This is a genomic window from Streptomyces sp. CA2R106 (genome assembly GCF_037034245.1).
Taxonomy (GTDB): domain Bacteria; phylum Actinomycetota; class Actinomycetes; order Streptomycetales; family Streptomycetaceae; genus Actinacidiphila.
The window spans coordinates 1-18,769 of the sequence record NZ_JBAGKC010000020.1 but is presented as its reverse complement, the minus strand read 5'-3'; the positions used below and the strand labels follow the sequence as shown (position 1 = coordinate 18,769).

At 75.9% G+C, this 18,769-nt stretch carries 15 protein-coding genes; 8 read left to right on the top strand and 7 right to left on the bottom strand.

Features of this window, described 5'->3' with window-relative positions:
- The first annotated feature begins 20 nt into the window (after window positions 1-20).
- Entirely contained in the window at window positions 21-218 is a 198-nt protein-coding gene (locus tag WA788_RS24470) for a hypothetical protein (protein ID WP_335980819.1), read from the top strand.
- A gap of 28 nt (window positions 219-246) precedes the next feature.
- Here WA788_RS24470 and WA788_RS24465 read toward each other — a convergent pair whose 3' ends face one another.
- Window positions 247-2,223 (bottom strand): ATP-binding SpoIIE family protein phosphatase, encoded by a 1,977-nt coding sequence (locus WA788_RS24465; protein WP_335980818.1) that lies wholly within the window; start codon window positions 2,221-2,223, stop codon window positions 247-249.
- Window positions 2,224-2,503: 280 nt separating this feature from the next.
- Here WA788_RS24465 and WA788_RS24460 point away from each other — a divergent pair, with 280 nt between their 5' ends.
- From WA788_RS24460 to WA788_RS24445, 4 genes are all read left to right on the top strand, one after another.
- A complete protein-coding gene (locus WA788_RS24460) occupies window positions 2,504-3,217 on the top strand; it encodes a beta-glucanase (protein ID WP_335980817.1) in 714 nt (237 codons plus the stop codon).
- 90 nt (window positions 3,218-3,307) lie between these two features.
- Window positions 3,308-3,772: an MmcQ/YjbR family DNA-binding protein gene (locus WA788_RS24455; RefSeq protein ID WP_443034091.1), complete on the top strand. Its 465-nt coding sequence runs from the start codon at window positions 3,308-3,310 to the stop codon at window positions 3,770-3,772.
- A 262-nt stretch (window positions 3,773-4,034) separates the two neighbouring features.
- On the top strand, window positions 4,035-5,252 hold the full coding sequence (locus WA788_RS24450) for a type III PLP-dependent enzyme (RefSeq protein ID WP_335980927.1): 1,218 nt from the start codon (window positions 4,035-4,037) through the stop codon (window positions 5,250-5,252).
- Window positions 5,249-5,770, top strand: a complete 522-nt coding sequence (locus WA788_RS24445; RefSeq protein WP_335980816.1) for a GNAT family N-acetyltransferase — start codon at window positions 5,249-5,251, stop codon at window positions 5,768-5,770. Before WA788_RS24450 ends, WA788_RS24445 begins: the two co-directional genes overlap by 4 nt.
- Here WA788_RS24445 and WA788_RS24440 read toward each other — a convergent pair.
- From WA788_RS24440 to WA788_RS24415, 6 genes are all read right to left on the bottom strand, one after another.
- Window positions 5,764-7,104 (bottom strand): glutamine synthetase family protein, encoded by a 1,341-nt coding sequence (locus WA788_RS24440; RefSeq protein WP_335980814.1) that lies wholly within the window; start codon window positions 7,102-7,104, stop codon window positions 5,764-5,766. The genes WA788_RS24445 and WA788_RS24440 overlap by 7 nt on opposite strands.
- A 95-nt stretch (window positions 7,105-7,199) precedes the next feature.
- Window positions 7,200-8,234: a 3-oxoacyl-ACP synthase III family protein gene (locus WA788_RS24435; RefSeq protein ID WP_335980813.1), complete on the bottom strand. Its 1,035-nt coding sequence runs from the start codon at window positions 8,232-8,234 to the stop codon at window positions 7,200-7,202.
- 145 nt (window positions 8,235-8,379) lie between these two features.
- A complete protein-coding gene (locus tag WA788_RS24430; RefSeq protein WP_335980812.1) occupies window positions 8,380-9,210 on the bottom strand; it encodes an ABC transporter ATP-binding protein in 831 nt (276 codons plus the stop codon).
- Complete coding sequence (locus WA788_RS24425; RefSeq protein WP_335980811.1) at window positions 9,207-11,072, bottom strand: dipeptide/oligopeptide/nickel ABC transporter permease/ATP-binding protein; 1,866 nt, start codon at window positions 11,070-11,072, stop codon at window positions 9,207-9,209. Before WA788_RS24425 ends, WA788_RS24430 begins: the two co-directional genes overlap by 4 nt.
- A gap of 2 nt (window positions 11,073-11,074) precedes the next feature.
- Complete coding sequence (locus tag WA788_RS24420; protein WP_335980810.1) at window positions 11,075-12,043, bottom strand: ABC transporter permease; 969 nt, start codon at window positions 12,041-12,043, stop codon at window positions 11,075-11,077.
- Window positions 12,044-12,082: 39 nt separating this feature from the next.
- A complete protein-coding gene (locus tag WA788_RS24415; protein ID WP_335980809.1) occupies window positions 12,083-13,666 on the bottom strand; it encodes an ABC transporter substrate-binding protein in 1,584 nt (527 codons plus the stop codon).
- Window positions 13,667-14,188: 522 nt separating this feature from the next.
- Between WA788_RS24415 and WA788_RS24410 the strand changes: the two genes are divergently transcribed.
- The 3 genes from WA788_RS24410 to WA788_RS24400 form a co-directional block, all read left to right on the top strand.
- Complete coding sequence (locus WA788_RS24410) at window positions 14,189-14,527, top strand: DUF5132 domain-containing protein (protein ID WP_335980808.1); 339 nt, start codon at window positions 14,189-14,191, stop codon at window positions 14,525-14,527.
- Window positions 14,528-14,720: 193 nt separating this feature from the next.
- Window positions 14,721-17,066: an ABC transporter ATP-binding protein/permease gene (locus WA788_RS24405; RefSeq protein WP_335980807.1), complete on the top strand. Its 2,346-nt coding sequence runs from the start codon at window positions 14,721-14,723 to the stop codon at window positions 17,064-17,066.
- Window positions 17,067-17,170: 104 nt separating this feature from the next.
- Window positions 17,171-18,769, top strand: a 1,599-nt coding sequence (locus tag WA788_RS24400; protein WP_335980805.1) for a condensation domain-containing protein, incomplete at its 3' end; no start/stop codon positions are given.

Here is an 18,769-nt window from a genome sequence, read left to right as displayed (position 1 = left end):
CCGCTGGGTACCCGAAGGACATGAGTGAAGGAAGCGAAGGAGACGACCGCAACGGACCCCACCGGGGGCGGCGAGGCGTGCACCTCACGCCCGACCTTCCCCCCGTCATCGAGGCACCGGAGCTGCGCGGCGCGGCGCACACCCGCCCGGAGGACAGCCCGGCAGGCCGCAAGGCCCCTCTCCCACCGCCCTACGGCGAACGCCGCCGCAGCGCGTAGACCGCCCCGCCGCCGGCGGCGGCAGCGCTCAACCGCCGTCCGCGGCGGTGTCCTCCCGCAGCGAGAACCACACCGTCTTCCCCTCGGCCTCCGGCCGTACGCCCCACGCGTCGGCCAGCAGGTCCAGCAGCACCAACCCGCGCCCTGAGGAGGCGAGTTCGCCCGGGGCGCGCTGGTGCGGCAGCTCGTCGCCGCGGTCGGTCACCTCGACGGTCAGGACGCGCCGGCCGTAGTCCCCGGCGACCACCGCGACGAGCGCGGCGGACTGGTCGGTGTGCATCAGCACATTGCCCGCCAGCTCCGAGGCGAGCAGCACCGCGGTGTCCACCTGGTCCGAGCGCGCCCAGTCGTGCAGCAGCGACTCCAGCTCCGCCCGCGCCTCGGACAGGTCCTCGCCGCGGCCCTGCTCGATGGCCAGCACCAGCCGCCGCTCGCTCAGGTCCGGCAGCCGCTCGCCGGCGTCCCGGCGCACCAGCAGCAGCGCGATGTCGTCCTCGTTGCGCGCGCGCACGTCCGCCCGGCGCAGGTCAGGCTCCGGGCGCGCGCGGTCGGCGGACTGCGCAGGGCCGTTCACCGCCTCCACCAGCCGGTCGGCCATACGCTCCAGGTCGTCGCCGGGGCCCGGCGCCATCGCGTCGCGCACCCGCACCCACCCGCTGTACATGTCGTACCCGCCGGTCTCGATCAGGCCGTCGGTGCACAGCATCAGCACTTCCTGCTCGTGCAGCTGCATCAGCGTCACCGGGTAGTCCTCGCCGCCCGGCATCAGCCCCAGCGGCAGCCCGCCGGGGACGTGCTTGATCATGCAGGTGCCGTCCGGCAGCCGCATCACCGGGTGCGGGTGCCCGGCGCGGGCGAGCTGGAGCAGTCCGGTCTCCGGGTCGGCCTCGATGTAGACGCAGGTCGCGAAGCGGTCCTCGTCCAGCTCGGTGAGGAAGCGCGAGGCCCGCGCGAGCACCGCGTCCGGGCCGTGCCCCTCGGAGGCGTAGGCGTGCACGGCGGTGCGCAGCTGCGTCATCAGGCTCGCCGCGTGCACGTCGTGGCCCTGTACGTCGCCGATGACCAGGGCGAGCCGGCCGCTGGGCAGGTCGATGCTGTCGAACCAGTCGCCGCCCACCATCAGGCCGCCGCCGGTCGGCACATAGCGCGTCGCCACGCTCAGCCCCTTGATCGCCGCCCCGGCCCGGCCCATGCTGCTGCGCAGCCCGCGGGACAGCGCGATCTCCGCCTCCCCGACCCGGGTGCGCTCCAGCGCCTGCGCCACCAGCCGGGCGGTCACCGTCAGCAGGGTCCGCTCGTCCTCGGTGAAGGCCACCGGCGTGCGGAACGCCGCCAGCCACACCCCGTTCAGCCGCCCGCCGGCCGTCAGCGGCAGGAACGCCCACGACCGGCGCCCCTTGTGCGCGGTGAGCGGATAGGTCACCGGGAAGCGGCTGCGGTACTCCTCGGCGGTGGCCAGGAAGACCGGGCGGCCGGTGCGGACCACCTCGGTGGCCGGGTAGCCGGTCGACAGCGGCATCCGGAAGATCCGCTCGGGGCCGGCGGCGCGGAAGCCGTTCGTGGCGAGCTTGCTGAGGAAGCCGCCGTTGATGCCGAAGACGGCCTGGCCGTCGAGCGGGAAGTCCGGGGTGCGCAGCGCGTTGAGGGCCCTGAGCGCCTCGTCCAGGGACTGCGCGTCGGCGACGGTGTGGCCGGTGTCCACCAGGAGGGCGTCGCGGTGCCGGGGGCTGGCGGCGGCGCCGTCCGCGGGGGCGGCGGGGGCCTCGTCCGCTGCGTCCGCTGCCTCCGGCGGCTCCGCGGTCTCCTCCGGGTCGGCGCCGGACGGGTCCGGCGCCTCCCCGGGGTCCGCCGCGGGCCTGCCGTCCTCCGCCGCGTCCGGCGGATCGGGCGCCAGTTCCTCGCGGGCCGAGGGGTCGGTGTGCAGCCGGTTGAGCGCGTCGATCTGCCGCAGCTCGGCGTCGTCCTCCCCGCGCCGAGCCGGATTGCCGCGTGCGCCGCCGCCCATCCGCGCCCTTTCCGTCGTCCCTGCCTGCTCGTGCCGGGCGCGCGCCGCCCGCCGACCGTGATCATACGGTTAGTGAACTTTTGTCACGATCGTACGCTCACCCCGGCGGCTTCGGCCGGACCGCGCGGGGCGCGCTGCCCGACAGGCGCGCTCCCGAGGCGCTTCAGCGCGCCGCTTTCCGGACCGGACGTGACCGGCGTTGACTGGGAGTAGTTGACCGGGAGTAGTTGTTCGGGAGTAGCCGGCCGGGAGCACCGGCCGCCGTCCGGGGAGAGCACCCATGACCGTCCCGCCGTCCGCGGCGCGCCCCGCGCCCGTCGTCTTCGCCGCCCCCTTCACCGACCGCACGGCCTGGGCCGTGGGCCGCTCCTCCGCCTATCCGCCCGACGGCCGCAACCCCGGCGACAACAAACTCGACCAGATCGGCCCCTCCTACGGCCCCACCGCCGCGGGCGTCTTCACCGCCCGCGCGGCCGGCGGCGGACGGTGGCACACCGACCTGGTCTCCACCGAGTACGCGCCCGGCGGCTTCGAACTGCGGCCCGGCGACGAAGTGTCGGCGACCTGCGTGGTCGACGACACCCAGGGCGCCTGGCCCGCGCTGTGGACCTGGGGCCGCGACACCCCCGGCGGCCACCCGCAGCCCGGCCACGGCGAGGTCGACCTCTTCGAGTACCACGCCACCCACCCGCACCTGCTCGAACTGAGCAACCACGTCGGCGGCGCGGGCGACACCGTCGACGGCCTCGTCACCCCCGGCCGCCCCTTCCGGCTGGACGTCCTGCTCGGCGCCGACAGCGTCCGCTGGCAGGTCGACGGCCGGACCGTCTACGACGACGGGCGCGGCGTCGGCACCGGCTGGCGCGCCTGGCTGGTGGTGTGCATCAGCGTCTCCGCCGGGGCTTACGGCCACCCGGCCCCCGGACCGCACGTCCGCGAGATGAGCTGGCAGTGCACCGACCTGGAGGTCCGGCGCGCCACCGCCCAGGCGTGACCCGGGTGGGTGTCGGTGCCCGGCGGTAGCGTGGGCACGCCCGCGGACCGGCGGGATTCGTGAGTGCGGCACCTCCGGGAGGACGGACCGATGGCGAGCAGGGCACGCGGTGGCGGCGACGGCGGCGCCGACGAGGGCGAGCGGTCGGCGGACTCCGCGCCGTATCCGAAGGTGACACCGGAACAGGTGGCCGAACTCGCCCTCGACCTGCCGGAGACCGCCGAGGAGAACCCGTTCGGCCCGGGCGTCGACGTCTACAAGGTCGCCGGGCGGATCTTCGCCATCCTCAGCCCCGACACCGACCCGCCCTCGGTCTCCCTCAAGTGCGACCCCGCCCTCTCCCTGCACCTGCGGGACCGCTACCCGGCCGTCACCCCCGGCTACCACCTCAACAAGAAGCACTGGAACACCGTCGCGCTCGACGGCACCATCCCCCCGGACGAACTCGACGACCTCGTCGCGCACTCCTACTCCTGCGTCGTGGCCGGACTCCCCAAGGCCACCCGCGACCGCCTGCTCCTGCTGACCCCGCCCGTCGCCCCGCCCGCGCCCTGACGCGCCGCCGGCCGGTGGCGGACGCGGTGCGGCGGGGGTGCATCCGGGGGTGAACACGGGGGTGAATCAGGGGCATATGTCATAACCGGCGGCCGGGTTGTTCGTTCTGCGGGTGGATGCCGGTGAGGTCCGGCATCGACCGTCCAGCCGCGTTGGGAGCACACCCGTGACACCTCAGGCCGCCGACACGCGTCGGATCGACGAACCGCGGCGGACGGCCGGCCGCGGCAGCAGCGGCCACCGCGCCGCGGGCGGGGTGGTGCTGCCGCGGCCGTACGATCCCCGCGGCCGCCCGGGCCGCCCCGCACTGCGCGCCGCGCTCGCCGCGGCCACGGAGGACGCCCTTATCTACGACCTGGACGGCATCGGCCGCCAGTACGCGTCCTTACGGGCCGAACTGCCCGGCGCCGCCGTCCGGTTCGCGATGAAGGCGTGCCCGGTGGACGAGGTGCTCGGCCACCTCGCCCGGCTCGGCTGCGGCTTCGACGCGGCCGGCCCGCGGGAGATCGCGCAGGCCCTGCGCACCGGGGTGGCGCCCGGGCTGGTCCACTACGGCAATACGATCAAGTCGGACCGCGACATCGCCGAGGCCCACCGGCTCGGCGTGCGCGACTTCGCCACCGACAGCCTGGAGGACGTCGCCGCGATCGCCGCACACGCCCCGGGTGCCCGGGTGTTCTGCCGGATCGCGACCACCGGCGCGGGCGCGCTGTGGGGCCTGAGCCACAAGTTCGGCTGCTCGCCCGAGGACGCCGTGCGGGTGCTCGGCGCCGCCCGGGCCGCCGGGCTGGTGCCCTCGGGCCTGTCGGTGCACGTCGGCTCGCAGCAGATGACGGCCGAGGCGTGGGCCGGGGCGTTCGAGACGCTGGCCGCCGTGCTGGCGGCGCTCACCCGGCGCGGCATCGTCCCGGACCGGATCAACCTCGGCGGCGGGCTGCCCGCGCTCGGTGTCCTCGACCGGCGCGGCCGGCCGCTGGAACCGCCGCTGGACGCGATGTTCACGGTGATCCGCGAGGGCATGGAGCACTTGCGCACCCTGAGCCCGGCACCGCTGGACTTCCTGCTGGAGCCCGGCCGCCACCTGGTCGCCGACCACGGGGCGATCCGCGCCCACGTCGCCCGGCTCACCTCCCGCCACCGGCTCGACGGCACCCGTCAGGACTGGCTCTACCTCAGCTGCGGGAAGTTCAACGGCCTGTACGAGATGGACCAGTTGCGGTACCGGCTGGAGTTCCCGACCCACCCCGGCGGGCCGTTCGCCGACGCCGTGGTGGCCGGGCCGACCTGCGACAGCGACGACGCGTACGCCCAGGACGGCGGCCTGGTGCGGGTCCCGCGCGCGGTCGCCTCCGGCGAGCCGGTGTGGGTCCACTCCTGCGGCGCGTACGCCGCGGCGTACACCACGCGGGGGTTCAACGGTTTCGCGCCGCTGCCCTACACCTGCGTCGGCGGTCCGGGCCCAGGCGGTGGGCGAGGGTGACCGGCACCCGGGTCCGGCTGCTCCGGGAGGCGGACTGGGCCGAGGTGGTCGCGCTGGAGGAGCGCGCCTACGCGGCGAGCGGGATGTCCGAGGGCGAGGAGATCCTGCGCTCCCGGCAGCGCGCCTCGCCGGCGACCTGCTTCGTACTGGAGCACGCGGGCGGCTTCGGCGGCTACCTGCTGGCTCTGCCCTACCCGCTCCTGCGCTGCCCGGACCTGAGCCGCGCCGAGGAGGGCCGGGCCGCACCCGGCAACCTGCACCTGCACGACCTGGTGATCGCCGAGCGGTCACGCGGCCGGGGCCTGGCCCGCCGGATGCAGCGGCAGCTGGCGCGGGCCGGGCGGGTCGGCGGCCACCGCACCCTCTCCCTGGTCGCCGTGCACGGCTCGCAGGGCATGTGGCGGCGGCTGGGCTACCGCGCCCGCCCCGAGGCCGAACTGCCCGCGGGCTACGGCGCCGACGCGGTCTACATGGCGCAGCCGCTGGACGCGGCCGGGGGACCGGCCGCCGGTCAGTAGCGCCAGCGGGTGGCCTCGATGACGTCCTCGTCCGTGCGGGTGGCGAACAGCTCCGCCTCCGCCCGGCGTACGGCGAGCACCGCCTCGTACAGGTCGCCGCCGAGGGCGGTGCGCAGCAGCGCGGACTTCTCGTAGGCGTCGGCCGCCTCGGACAGGGACGTCGGGAGGCGGTCGGCGGTGCCGAGGGCGGCCGGGTCGCCGCGGACCTCGGGCGGCAGCGGCAGCCCGGCGTCGAGCCCGGCCAGGCCCGCGGACAGCACACCGCCGAGCACCAGGTAGGGGTTGGCGGCGGCGTCGAAGCACTTGAACTCGGCGTTGGCCTGCCCGGCGGTGGAGCCGGTGATCAGGCGCAGCGCCGCCTCGCGGTTCTCCAGGCCCCAGCAGCGGTAGGCCCCGGCGAAGCGGGAGGGCACCAGGCGCAGGTAGGACGCGGCGCTGGGCGCGCCGAGGGCGAGCAGGGCCGGCAGTTCGGCCAGCACGCCGGCGAGGAAGTGCTCGCCCTCCGGGTGCAGCCCGTGGCGGCCGGGCCCGCCGTGTGCGAGGTTGCGGTCCCGCCGCCAGAGGCTGAGGTGCACATGCCCGCCGTTGCCGAGCACGCCGTCGGAGAAGACCGGCGCGTAGGACACCCGCAGGCCGTGCCGGGCGGAGACGGCCCGGATGGTGTGGCGCACCAGCATCGCGGTGTCGGCCGCCTCGACCGGCCCCTCGGCGGCCAGCGAGACCTCGAACTGCCCGGCGGCGTACTCCGGGTGGAGCTGGAGCACGTCCAGGCCCTGGCGGGTGAGGGCGGTCAGCACCTCCCGCAGGTAGTCGGAGTGCTCGACGAAGCGGGTCATGCCGTATCCGGGCCCGGGCGCCGCGGGGGTCCCGGCGGCGTCGGCCACCACCCACTCGACCTCGATCCCGGCCTTGACCGACATCCTGCGCCCCTCGACGGCCTCGGCGGCCCGGCGGGCGAAGCCGCGCTGGCAGCCGGGGTGCGGGGCGCCGGCCTGGGTGTAGCGGTCGGCCGGGGCCCACGCCCAGCCGGGCTGGGCGGCGAGCGGGGTGAGCCGGTCGAGGTCGGGGACGAGCCGCAGGTCGCCGGTCGCGCCGCTGCTCGACGGCGTGGTGGTGAAGGAGTCGTCGACCAGACAGTAGTCGAAGCAGGGCGCGGCGCCGACACCGTACTCGGCGGCGTGTTCGAGCTGGGCGAGCGGGACGGACTTGACCCGGGTGAGCCCGGCGTTGTCGACCCAGCCGAACACCACCCCGTCGATTCCCTCGGCGGCGAGTCGTGGTGCGGCGGTCCGGGCCTGGGCGGCCCGTTCGGCCCGGGAGCGCGTGGTCGTCATGCCGCCCATGCTGCTGCGGGCGGCGGCCGGCCCGCCCGGGTTCGGAGGGGAGTTCACCCGTCCGGGCAGGAACGCGGCGGCGGGCTGACGCGATGTCATGCGTGCCGCATGCAGAGGCTTCCCCACTGGAAGCCCGCGCCGATCCCGGCCAGCACATAGGTGTCGCCCGGGCGCAGCGCGCCGGCGGCGGCGGTGGTGTGCAGCGCGGTGAACAGCCCGGCCGATCCGGTGTTGCCCAGCCGGTCCACGGTGACGGGGGCGCGCTCCGGGGGAACCTCCAGCGCCGCCATGGTCTCGGTGATGATGTTCAGATTGGCTTGGTGCAGGAAGAAGTGGCGGACGGCGCCGAGCGGCAGGCCGGCGCGCTCGACGGCCCGGGTGATGCTCTCGGGCAGGCGGGTGGTCGCGGTGTTCCAGACGGCGCGGCCGTCCATGGACAGGTGGTGGCCTCCCGCGGCGACGGTGGCGCTCCCGGCGGGCCGGCGGGAGCCGCCCGCGGGGATCTCGACGGCGTAGGACAGCTGCGAGCCGAGGCTGTAGGAGAGCAGGCCCGCGCCGGGGGTGCCGGCGCGGGTGAGGACGACGGCCGCGGCGGCGTCGCCGAAGAAGACGCCGGTGGTGCGGTCGGCGGGGTCGGTGATCCGGGAGGCGCAGTCGGCCGCGATCAGGAGCACCGTGGTGATGGACGGGTTCTGGAGCAGGTGGGCGGCGATCAGCATGGCCTGGATGCCGGAGGCGCAGGCGGCGTGGGTGACGTCCAGGGCCAGGGCGCGCTCCGCGCCGAGGGCGTCCTTGACGATCAGCGCGGTGGACACCAGCGGCTGGTCCCAGGTGTAGGTGGCGACGACGACCGCGTCCAGCCGGGCGGGCGAGGTGCCGGCGGCCTCCAGGGCCGGGCGGGCGGCGGCGACACACATGTCGGAGGTCGCCAGCCGCGGGTCCAGGCGGCGGCGTTCGCGGATGCCGGTGCGGCTGGTGATCCACGCGTCGCTGGTGTCCAGGGTGCGGGCGAGGTCGTGGTTGGTGACGACCGCCGGCGGCAGGTGCATCCCGGTCCCCGCGACGGCGAAGGGCACGGACAGGCCGGCGCCGGTCTGGTGGCAGGGGGTCAGGTCCGGGGCGACGGTCATACCGGCCTCCGTCCGGGTGCGGGCGGCACCTCTCGAAGGGCTCCCATGGTCCGTTCCTTTCGACAGCGGTTCGTGGCGGGTGCGGGCGGGCGGGGCGCGGCTGCGGCCCGGGGGTGGGGCGCGTCCGCGGGCAGGGGACGGCGGATCAGCCGCTCCCGGTCCCGGAGCGGGGGACGGCCCCCGGCGCCGGCGACGGCTGCCCGGGCGGGGGCGTCCGCAGGGACGGCACGGCGGCGAGCAGCTCCCGGGTGTAGGGGTGCCGCGGTGCGCGCAGGATCGTTCCGGTGGGGGCGGTCTCCACGATCCGGCCGTCGCGCATCACCGCCACGGCGTCGCAGACATGGCAGACCGCCGGCAGGTTGTGGCCGATGAACAGCACCGACAGGCCGAGCCGCCGCTGGAGTTCGCGGACGGTGTTCAGGACGGCCGCCTGCACCGACACGTCGAGCGCCGAGGTGATCTCGTCGGCGATCAGCAGCCCGGGCCCGGCGGCCAGCGCCCGGGCGAGGGCGACGCGCTGGCGCTGCCCGCCCGACAGCTGCCGCGGCAGGCGGTCGGCGAGGTGGTGGTCCAGGCCGACCAGGCCCAGCAGTCCGGCGACGCGCTCGGCGCGGGCGTCCCGGTCGAGCCGGCCGTGGACGGTGGCGGCCTCGGCCAGTGTGTGACGCACCGTCATCCGCGGGTCGAGCGCGGTGTCCGGGTCCTGGAGGACGATCTGGACCAGCCGGCCGAGCCGGCGCCGGTCGCGCACGGTACGGGTGCGTACCTCCCGGCCGTCGACCAGCACCCGGCCGCCGTGCACGGGCAGCAGGCCGACGATCGCGCGGGCCAGGCTGGACTTGCCGCAGCCGGACTCGCCCACCAGGCCGAGGGTGGTGCCGGACGGGATCTCCAGCGAGACACCGTCGACGGCGGCGGGGCGCACGCCCGGGCCGGGGTGGCGCACGGTGAGGCCGATCACCTGAAGGGCCGTCATGAGGCATCCACCTGGCCGGGGATCGCCGCCACCGGCACCGGATGCCAGCAGGCCACCCGGTGGCCGGCATCGACGTCCGCCAGCGGGGGCTCCTGCTCGGCGCAGCGGGCCCGGCGGCGCGGGCAGCGCGGCTCGAACGGGCAGCCGGGCGCCGGCGCCAGCGGGTCGGGTGGCGCGCCCTCGATCACCGGCAGCGGCCGGCCGCGGTCGGCGGCGAGGTCCGGCACCGAGCCGACCAGGGCCCGGGTGTACGGGTGGCGGGTGCCGTCGGCGAGGCGGCCGGCCGGCAACTCCTCGACGACGGCGCCCGCGTACATCACCAGCACCCGGTCGCAAGCCCCGCCCACCAGCGCGATGTCGTGGCTGACGAACAGCACCGCGGTGGACGTCTCCCGCCGGATGCCGGTGAGCAGCCCGATGATCTGCCGCTGCACGGTGACGTCCAGCGCGGTGGTCGGCTCGTCGGCGATGATCAGCCCCGGCCGCGTCATCAGTGCGGCGGCGATCATCACCCGCTGCCGCTGGCCGCCGGAGAGCTGGTGCGGGCGGGAACGCATGAGCGCCGGGGGCAGCGCGACCCGGCGCAGCGCCTCCGCGGCCTGCGCGGCGGCCTGCGCCCGGCTCGCGCCGCGGTGCGCCCGGACGGCCTCGGTGAGCTGGGTGCCGATCCGCAGGGCCGGGTTGAGCGCCGAGGCCGGGTTCTGGAAGACCATCGCCAGGCCCGTCGCGAGGTGCCGGTCCCGCTCCTTGGGGGCCATGGCGGCCAGGTCCGCGCCGCGCAGGCGCAGGGTGCGCCGCGACACCCGGGCGCCGTACGGGAGCAGGTCGGCGACGGCGAGGGCGGTGAGCGACTTGCCCGCGCCCGACTCGCCGACGAGCCCGACGGCCTCGCCCGGCCGCACCGTGAGGCTCACCCCGCGCACCGGCCGGATCGGGCCGTGCGGGGTGGGCAGTTCGACGCTGAGGTCCTCGACCTGGAGGACCAGCCCGTCCTGCGCGGGGCCGCTCGGGGCGGGCGGCGGCGCGGGGACGCGCGGGGCCGGGCCGCGCCGGGCGGCGCTGCCGGCCAGGACCTCGCCGAGCAGTTGGAAGGCCAGGGCCGCGTAGAGCACGGCCAGGCCCGGGGCCAGCGCGGGCAGCGGGTCGGCGTAGATCCGGTCGAGGCCCTGGCTGAGCAGGAGTCCCCAGTCGTAGCCGGGCGGTTGGACGCCCAGGCCCAGGAAGCTCAGCCCGGACAGCGCCACCAGGCTGGTGCCCGCGGCCGTGGTGGCGCTCAGCAGCAGCGGCTCGGCGATGTGCGGCAGGACGTGCCGGCACAGCAGCCGCCCGCGGCGCAGCCCGAGCACCCGGGCCGCGGCCAGGTGGTCGGTGCCCGCGACGGCGGCGGCGAGGGTCTGGGCGAGCCGGGCGAACCCGGGGGCGCCCGCGGCCGCGAGGGCCAGCACCGCCCCGGTGCTGCCCGCGCCGAGGACCACCGCGAGGAACATCGCGACGAGCAGCGCCGGGAAGGCGAGCAGCAGGGTGACCAGCCCGGCGGTCAGCCGGCGGCCGCGCCGCCCGAGCACGGCGCTGCCCGCCCCGAGGAGGACCCCCGCGCCCGCGCCGAGCAGGACCGCCGCCAGCGCGAGCAGCAGGGAGGGCCGGGCGGCGGTCAGGACGCGGGCGAGCAGGTCCCGGCCGAGGCCGTCGGTGCCGAACGGGTGGTGCGCGGACGGCCCTTGGAGTACGGCCGAGGGGTCCACCCGGTCCGCTGCCGCGCCCCACACCGGCGGGCCGATCAGGGCGAGCACCGCGAGCGAGGCGGTCATGGCCGCGGCGGTCCAGGCCAGGGGCGAGCGCCGCAGGACGGCGGGAGGGCGCATGGTCACATCTCCCGGATCGCCGAGCGGGGGTCGACGGCGGCGAGCAGCACATCGACCAGCAGGCCGGTGAGCAGCAGGGTGGAGCCGAGCACCAGCACCATCGCCTGGATCACCGGGTAGTCCTGCGCCAGCACCGACTGGGCCAGTGCGGAGCCGATGCCGGGCCAGTCGAAGACCTTCTCGACCAGCACGGTGCCCGCGATCAGCGCGGGCAGCAGGCTCCCGGCGACGGTGAGGGCGGCGGTGGCCGTGTTCGGCGCCGCGTGCCGCAGGTAGCAGCGGGCGGGGGAGAGGCGTTTGCTGCGGGCGGTGCGCAGGTAGTCCTCGTCGAGGACCTTCAGTGCCTCCACCCGGACGATGCGCAGCAGCACGGCGGTGGGGGCGAGCGAGAGCGCGAGGACGGGCAGCACGAAGGACTCCGCGCCCGCCGCCCCGGCCACGGGCAGCAGCCGCAGCCCGACGGCCAGCAGCGCGGTCAGCCCGGCGGCCAGGACGAAGTCCGGCACGCCGGCCAGGGCGGCGGTGACCGCGGTGAACGCCAGCTCGGTCCGCGGCCGACGCCCGTCGCGGGTGCGGACGGCGGCCAGCAGCCCGCCGGGCAGCGCGACGGCGAGGGTGGCCGCGAAGGCGAGGCCGGCGATCTCCAGGGTGGCCGGCAGCCGGGTCTCCACCAGTTCCGCGACCGGGGTGCCGGTGACCAGCGAGGTGCCGAGGTCGCCGTGCAGCAGGCCCCGGACGTAAGTCCCGTACTGGGACCAGAAAGGCGCGTCGAGCCCGAGGGCGTGCCGGCGGGCGGCCACCAGGTCCGGGGCGGCGTCGACGCCGAGCGAGGCGCGGACCGGATCGCCGGGGACGAGGCGGACCATCGCGAACGACGCGGTGAGCACGACCCCCAGGGACAGCAGCAGCCGCAGCGTGCGGCGGCCGAGGAACACCGCCCACGGGTGCCGCGTCAGCTGGGGTACGGACATGGCGGGTCCCCGGTCATGGGTGGCGGTCACGGGCGGCGGTCACCGGTGGAGGCGGATGCTGGTGGGGACGAGCTGGCCGCCGAACGAGGTGGCGAAGGTGGTGCGGTAGCCGTACACGCCGCTGCGGCCGTCGGCGATCGGCAGCGCGTCGGCGGCGCGGAAGAGCGCCGCCGCGGCCCGGTGCCAGGTCGCGCAGCCGCTCGTGTCGGCCTCCTTCAGGGCCTGCGCGACCAGGGCGTCGTACGCCGGATCGGCCACCCCCGCGAAGTCGAGGCCCCGCGCGGGGGCGGGGCCGGAGAAGAAGGGGACGTAGCCGACCGGCAGGGCGAGGCCCGGGGTGCTGCCGACGACCACGTCGAAGTCGGCGGTGCCGTACATCGCGTTGACCAGCGCGGGCAGGCTCTCGGTGACCTGCTCGACCCGCGCGCCCAGGGCCGTCCACTCCCGCGCCATCAGCTCGGCGACCGACGGCAGGGTGGGGCCGAGGTCGGGGCTGGTGATCAGGCGCAGCCGCAGCGGGCGGCCGTCCTTGGCCAGCGGGCCGCCGCCGGTGCGGGTCCAGCCGGCTGCCCGCAGCGCCGCGGCGGCGTTCCCCGAGGGGAGGTTGGCGTCGGCGAGGTCGGCGTGGCAGACGGCGCCCTCGGCACCGAAGTCGGTCGCGGGCCGGCCGGTGCCGCCGACGGCCACGTTGGCGAGCCCCTGGCGGTCGAGGGCGGCGACCAGGGCGCGGCGCACGGCGGGGTCGGCGAGGGCCCGGCCGGGCCGCTGGTTGAAGAAGGTCAGCCCGACCACGGTCGCCACGTCGGTGGTCGCCAGGCCGCGGCCGGTGAGCCGGGCGCGGTCCGGCCCGCTCACGGCCGCGATCTCGATGCCGCCGGTCAGCAGCAGGTTCGCCGCGGTGGACGCCTGGGGCACCACCGACAGGACGAGGTGCGCGGGCAGGCCGGGGGCGTCGGTGCGCGCCCCGGCCGGCCCCCAGGTGTAGCCGTCGCGGACGGTGAACTCGTAGGGCCCGCCGGGGGTGTAGCGGGTCAGTACGTAGGGGCCGGTGCCCTCGGTGGTGCGGGCGAGCGCCCCGGGCCGGTCGAGTCCGGCGGGGCAGACGATCGGCAGCAGGCCGATGGTCCGGACGAGGAACGGGTAGGGGGCCGCGCTGGTGGCCGACACGGTGCCGGTGCGGTCGTCGGCGCGCGCGGTGAACGGCACGTTCGGCAGTACGGTCCGGGCGCCGGCGAGTTGGTGCGCCGGGTCGTCGGCGTAGGTCAGCGCCCGGGCCACCGCGGAGGCGGTCAGCGCGGTGCCGTCGGAGCAGGTGATGCCCGGGCGCAGGGTGAAGGCGGCCGTCGTGGACGTGGCGTGCCAGGAGGCGGCCAGCCCGGTCACCAGGCTGCCGTCGGGGGCGGTGTCGACGAGCGAGTCGTAGGCGTAGCGGGCCTGGGAGGCGCCGAAGGCGGAGTACGGGTCGAAGCTCGGTGTCTCGCTGGACTCCGCGATCCGGACGGTGCCGTGCTCCACCAGGGGGGTGGTCGTCGAGGAGGCGGGGCCGCGGCCGCAGCCGCCCAGCGATATGGACGCGGCGGTGAGGGCGGCCGCCAGGACGACCGCGGGGGTGCGTCGGGGCATGGCGTCATCGTGCCATCGGGGCTCGGTTGCGGCGGGGCAACCGGCGGGCGCGGCAACGGCGTTCGAATGTCCGGCAGGCCATGTGGCAGCAGGCCGGGGGGCGTTCAGGGCGGCCCGGGCGGGTGGCGGCGATTCACCTTTACGAGGGGCGGCGGGCGGTACTGTGCCATTCCTGAGCGGGGCGCGATCGATTTCACCCTCGCCAACAGTTCATATGGAGATCATATGAACCGTTCATCGCTTTCTTTGGCGTTTCGGTGCGCCGAGGTTCAGGTCACGCGGGAAGGGAATGAACACTCGCATGAGTGAACTCGGAGGTAGCCGTTTGGCCCAAGCGCGCACAGCTCCACTACGGTGATCACGGAATCGGACAGCGCGTTCCGGTGCCCGGGAGTCCGACGTTTTCGGTGAATCCCGGATACCGAGCTGGAATGCTTCCTTCCGCCCGGCCGTGCGCCGCTTATCGGTGTTCGCCGTGCCCGGGTTCCCTGTCATACGTATACGTGGAGAGGATGGAGCATCATGCCGCCCGTCGTACCGCCCTTCCTGGTAGGTCTCATCGTCGCACCGCTCGCCAAGCGCCTGCTCAGGCCCGTGGTCAGCGGAGTCGTCCGGACGTCCGTCGGCATCGCGATGGAGGTGAAGAAGGCGGCCTACGAGGTCGGGGAGAACCTCAACGACCTCGCGGCCGAGGTGACCGCCGACGTGGTGGCCGCCCAGATCACCGGCGCCGACGCCGGAGCGCGCTCCGGCGACGCCCGGACCGTCGCCGCGCGCGCCCCCATGGACGAGGCCGTCGGCCACGCCGAAAGCGCCGCGAAGACCCCGAAGCCCCGCGCCACCGCCGGAAAGGCGCACTGACGAACCGTCAGGGCCCGCGGCCGCCGCCGGGCGCGCACCTGCCGATCGCATTCGGCGGAACGCCCCCGGGCGGCGGCCGTTCGCAAGGCCCTCGGCTGCTGAGACCCGCCGTCCAGCACTTTCCACTTCGTCGCCGTATTCCGTCGCGTGCGCGACGGTCCGCCGCGACCCCCGCAAACAGGTGATCGTAGAAATGCCATCGTTACTGGGCGCCGCAGCCGGAACCCGATCCGCGGACCGGGCCGCGCGCCCGCGCTCGGTCACCCCGGGCCGCCAGCGCTGGGACGTCGGGCCGGTGCTCGGCCGGCCCCGCACGGCCCGGATTCTCGCCGCCGCGCTGCGCCGCGTGCCCGGGATCACCGAGGCGCAGGCCAACCCGGTCACCGGCGGGGTGCTCATCCGGCACGACCCGCGGATGCGCGCCGCGGACATCGGGCGGACCGTGCGCGAAGCCGTCGCCCTGATCGCGGAGCAGCCGATCGACGCCGGCGGACCGGCCGGCGGACCGGCTGGAACACCGGCCGGCGACCCGGCGGGCGGCCCGGCACCGGCCGGCCCCGCCGCCGACGCGGCCCCGCCCGCGCACCGCGGCCCGGCCGCGGGCCCCGCGCTCGCCGTCGGCGCCACCGTCGCCGCCGGGATCGCGCTGGTCAGGGGATCGGCCCTGAGCCGGCACCTGGTCGCGGCGGGCGGCGTGGTCGCCGCGACCGCCGTGGTGCTGCGCAACGACTGGCGCCGGACGCTCGACGCCGCCCGGCAGGCGGCCGGGCCGGACGGCGAGCGCCACCCGCTGCTGGAGATCGTCGGACCGCACCGGCGCCGCCTCTACCGCGCCGCCGCCCTGTCGGTCGCCTGCCAGGCCGCCGAGACCGCGCTCGGCACCTTCCTCGGCTGGACCGGCCTGGTCCTCATCAAGGGCGAGGCGGCCCCGCTGGCCCGCCTCGGCCTGACCACGGCCTCCGCCCAACTCTGGGGCCTGGCCGGGCTGGTGGCAGCCGCCTGCGCCGCGGTCGCGACCCTCTCCTACGCCTCGAACCTCCAGTGGCGCCGGCTCGGCCAGGACATCGAGCACGACTGGCGCAGCCGCACCTACCGGCACGTCCAGCACCTCGAACTCAGCCACCTGGAGGGCGAGCGGACCAGCCGGGTCGCCGGCACCCTCACCAATGACGTCGGCCAGCTCGGGGCGTTCTTCGCCGGCCCCGCGAACGACGTCCTGCAACTCGGCACCAGCCTCGCCCTTTTGGTGCCCGCGTTCCTCCTGCTGGCCCCGCAGATCGCCTGGATCGCCTTCCTGCCGATCCCGGTCGTCGCCTGGCTGTCGCTGCGCCACCAGGAGAAGGCCGCCGCCGGATACGCCGTCACCGGCGAGCGCCGGGCCCGGCTCGGCAGCCAGGTGATCAACTCGCTGGAGGCCGGCGCGACCGTCAAGAGCTTCTGCACCGAGGACCACGAGGCCGCACACGTCGACGAGTTGAGCGAGGCGGCCCTGGACAGCAGCCGGCTCAGCGACCGCGGCACGATCCGCCACGCCGAGACCGTCCGCGCCTGCACCACCGCGTCGATGGCCGGCACCCTGCTGGTCGGTGGCCGCTCGGTGCTCAACGGCACGCTGCGCTTCGAGGTGTTCAGCCCGCTCATCGGACTGCCCCAGATGCTGCTGATGCGGATGAGCCGGCTCGGCGGCATCGCCGACCAGTACCAGCGCACCCTCGCCTCCTACGACCGGGTCCAGCGGCTGCGCGCCCTGCCCGTCGAGACCGACAGCGGCGAGGCGGCGGCCGGCCCCGCCGAGGTGCGCGGCGAGATCGCCCTCGAGGCGGTCACCTTCGCCTACCCCGGCCGGCCGGCGGCCCTGGACCAGCTCTCGCTGACCGTCCCGGCCGGCCGGGTGACCGCCCTGGTCGGCGCCACCGGCTCCGGCAAGACCACGATCGCCAAACTGCTGATGCGCTTCCAGGACGCGCACTCCGGCCGGGTCCTGCTGGACGGCCAGGACATCCGCGACCTCGGACGCCACAGCCTGCGCCACGCCATCGGCTTCGTCTCCCAGGACCCCTTCCTCTTCGACGGCACCATCGCCGACAACATCCGCTACGGCAGCTTCGACGCCCCCGACGAGGCCGTGCGCAAGGCCGCCGCCATGGCCGAGGCAGACCCCTTCATCGCGGCCCTGCCGGACGGATACGACACGCTGATCGGCGAACGCGGCGCCGCGCTCTCCGGCGGCCAGCGGCAGCGCATCGCGCTGGCCCGCACCATCCTGAAGGACTCCCCGGTCGTCATCCTCGACGAGGCCACCTCCGCCGTCGACAACGAGACCGAGGCCGCCATCCAGCGCGCGCTGCGCAGCTTCGCGGCCGGCCGCACGATGATCGTCATCGCCCACCGCCTGTCCACGGTCCGGCACGCCGACCGGATCTACGTCATGGACAAGGGCGGCGTCGTCGCCGAACAGGGCACCCACGACGAACTCCTCGCCCGGCACGGGCACTACGCATCCCTCTGGCAGATCCAGGCCGGCGAACTCGCCGCCTGACCGCGGACGCCCCGCCCCGCCGCCCGTCGCGTGACGCCACCGCGACCGGCGCGGCCCGGCACGTCCCGCGCGCCCGCCCCGCCCACTTTTTCGGAGGTACCCCCATGTCCCGTCGCGAACGAGAAACCCTTCCCCTGACCGCGGCGCAGCGGGAGATCTGGCTCGCCGAGCAGAGCTCCCGCACCCCGATCCCGGGCTACCGCGTCGGGGAGTGCCTGGAGATCCACGGTCCGGTCGACCCGGAGCTGTTCGACACCGCGCTGCGCCGGGTGGTCGACGAGGTCGACGCCCTGCACGTGACCTTCACCGACGACGGCGACGGCCCGCGCCAGGTCCTCCGCGACAGCTGGGACTGGGCACCGGTGCACCTCGACCTCGCCGCTGAACCGGTTCCCCGGGCCGCGGCCACGGCGTGGATGGAACAGGACCTGGCCCGCCCGCTGGACCCCGCCCGCGACCCGCTCTTCGGCCACGCGCTGATCCGGCTGTCGCCCACGGAGTTCCTCTGGTACCTCAACTACCACCACCTGGTGCTGGACGCGATCAGCAGCTCCATGGTCCGGGCGCGGGTCGGCGAGGTGTACTCGGCGCTCGCCGAGGGCGGCGCCGTGCCGCCCTGCCCGTTCGGCCCGCTGCGGGACCTCGTCGACAGCGACACCGCCTACCGCTCGTCCGCGGACTTCACCGCCGACCGCGCCTACTGGACCGGCCGCTTCGCCGACCTGCCCGCCCCCACCCGCCTCACCGACCGCCGCGCCACCGACCCGCACCTGGCCCTGCGGGTGGCCGGCGAGCGGGAACTGCGCCGCCCCGAGGCGCTGCGGGCGGCCGCGGAACGGGCCGGCGTCCGCTGGTCCCGGCTGGTGGTCGCCGCGACCGCGCTCTACGCCCACCGGCTCAGCGGCGCCCAGGACGTGGTGCTCGCCCTGCCCGTCACCGCCCGCCGGGGCACCGGCCGCGACCTGATGTCCGTACCCGGCACGATGTCCAACGTGGTGCCCCTGCGGCTGACGGTCCGCCCGGACATGCCCTGGGGCGAACTCGTCGCCCAGGCGGCACGCGAGGTCGAGTCGGCCGTCGCGCACGAGCGCTACCGCAGCGAGGACCTGCTGCGCGACCTCGGCGCGCCCGGCGGCATCGGCACGGCGTTCCCGCTGATCGTCAACATCATGGCGTTCAACGCCCGGCCGAGCTTCGCCGGGCACCCCGCCTCCGTGCACCACTTCGTGTCGGGCTCGACCACCGACCTGGCCGTGTGGCTCTTCGACTACCGCGACGGCAACCCCCCGCTGCTCCGGCTGCACGGCGCGCCGCAGGCGTACGGGGACGACGACCTCGCCGCCCATCAGCAGCGGCTGCTCGCCCTGCTGGAGGCCGTCGCGGACTGCGCCCCGGACGAGCCGGTCGGCCGGGTGGAGCTGCTGTCGGCGGGGGAGCGCGGGGTGGTGGCGGGTTGGGGTGCGGGGCCTGTGGTGGAGGCTCCGGTGGGGGGTCTGGCGGGTCTGTTCGCCGAGCGGGTGCGGGTGGCTCCGGGTGCGGTGGCGGTGGTGTGTGGTGGTGTGGCGCTGACGTATGCGGAGTTGGATGCGCGGGTGGGCCGGTTGGCCGGGGTGTTGGCGGGGCGGGGTGTGGGGCCGGAGCGGTTGGTGGTGGTGGTGTTGCCGCGGTCGGTGGAGTTGGTGGTGGCGTTGCTTGCGGTGGTT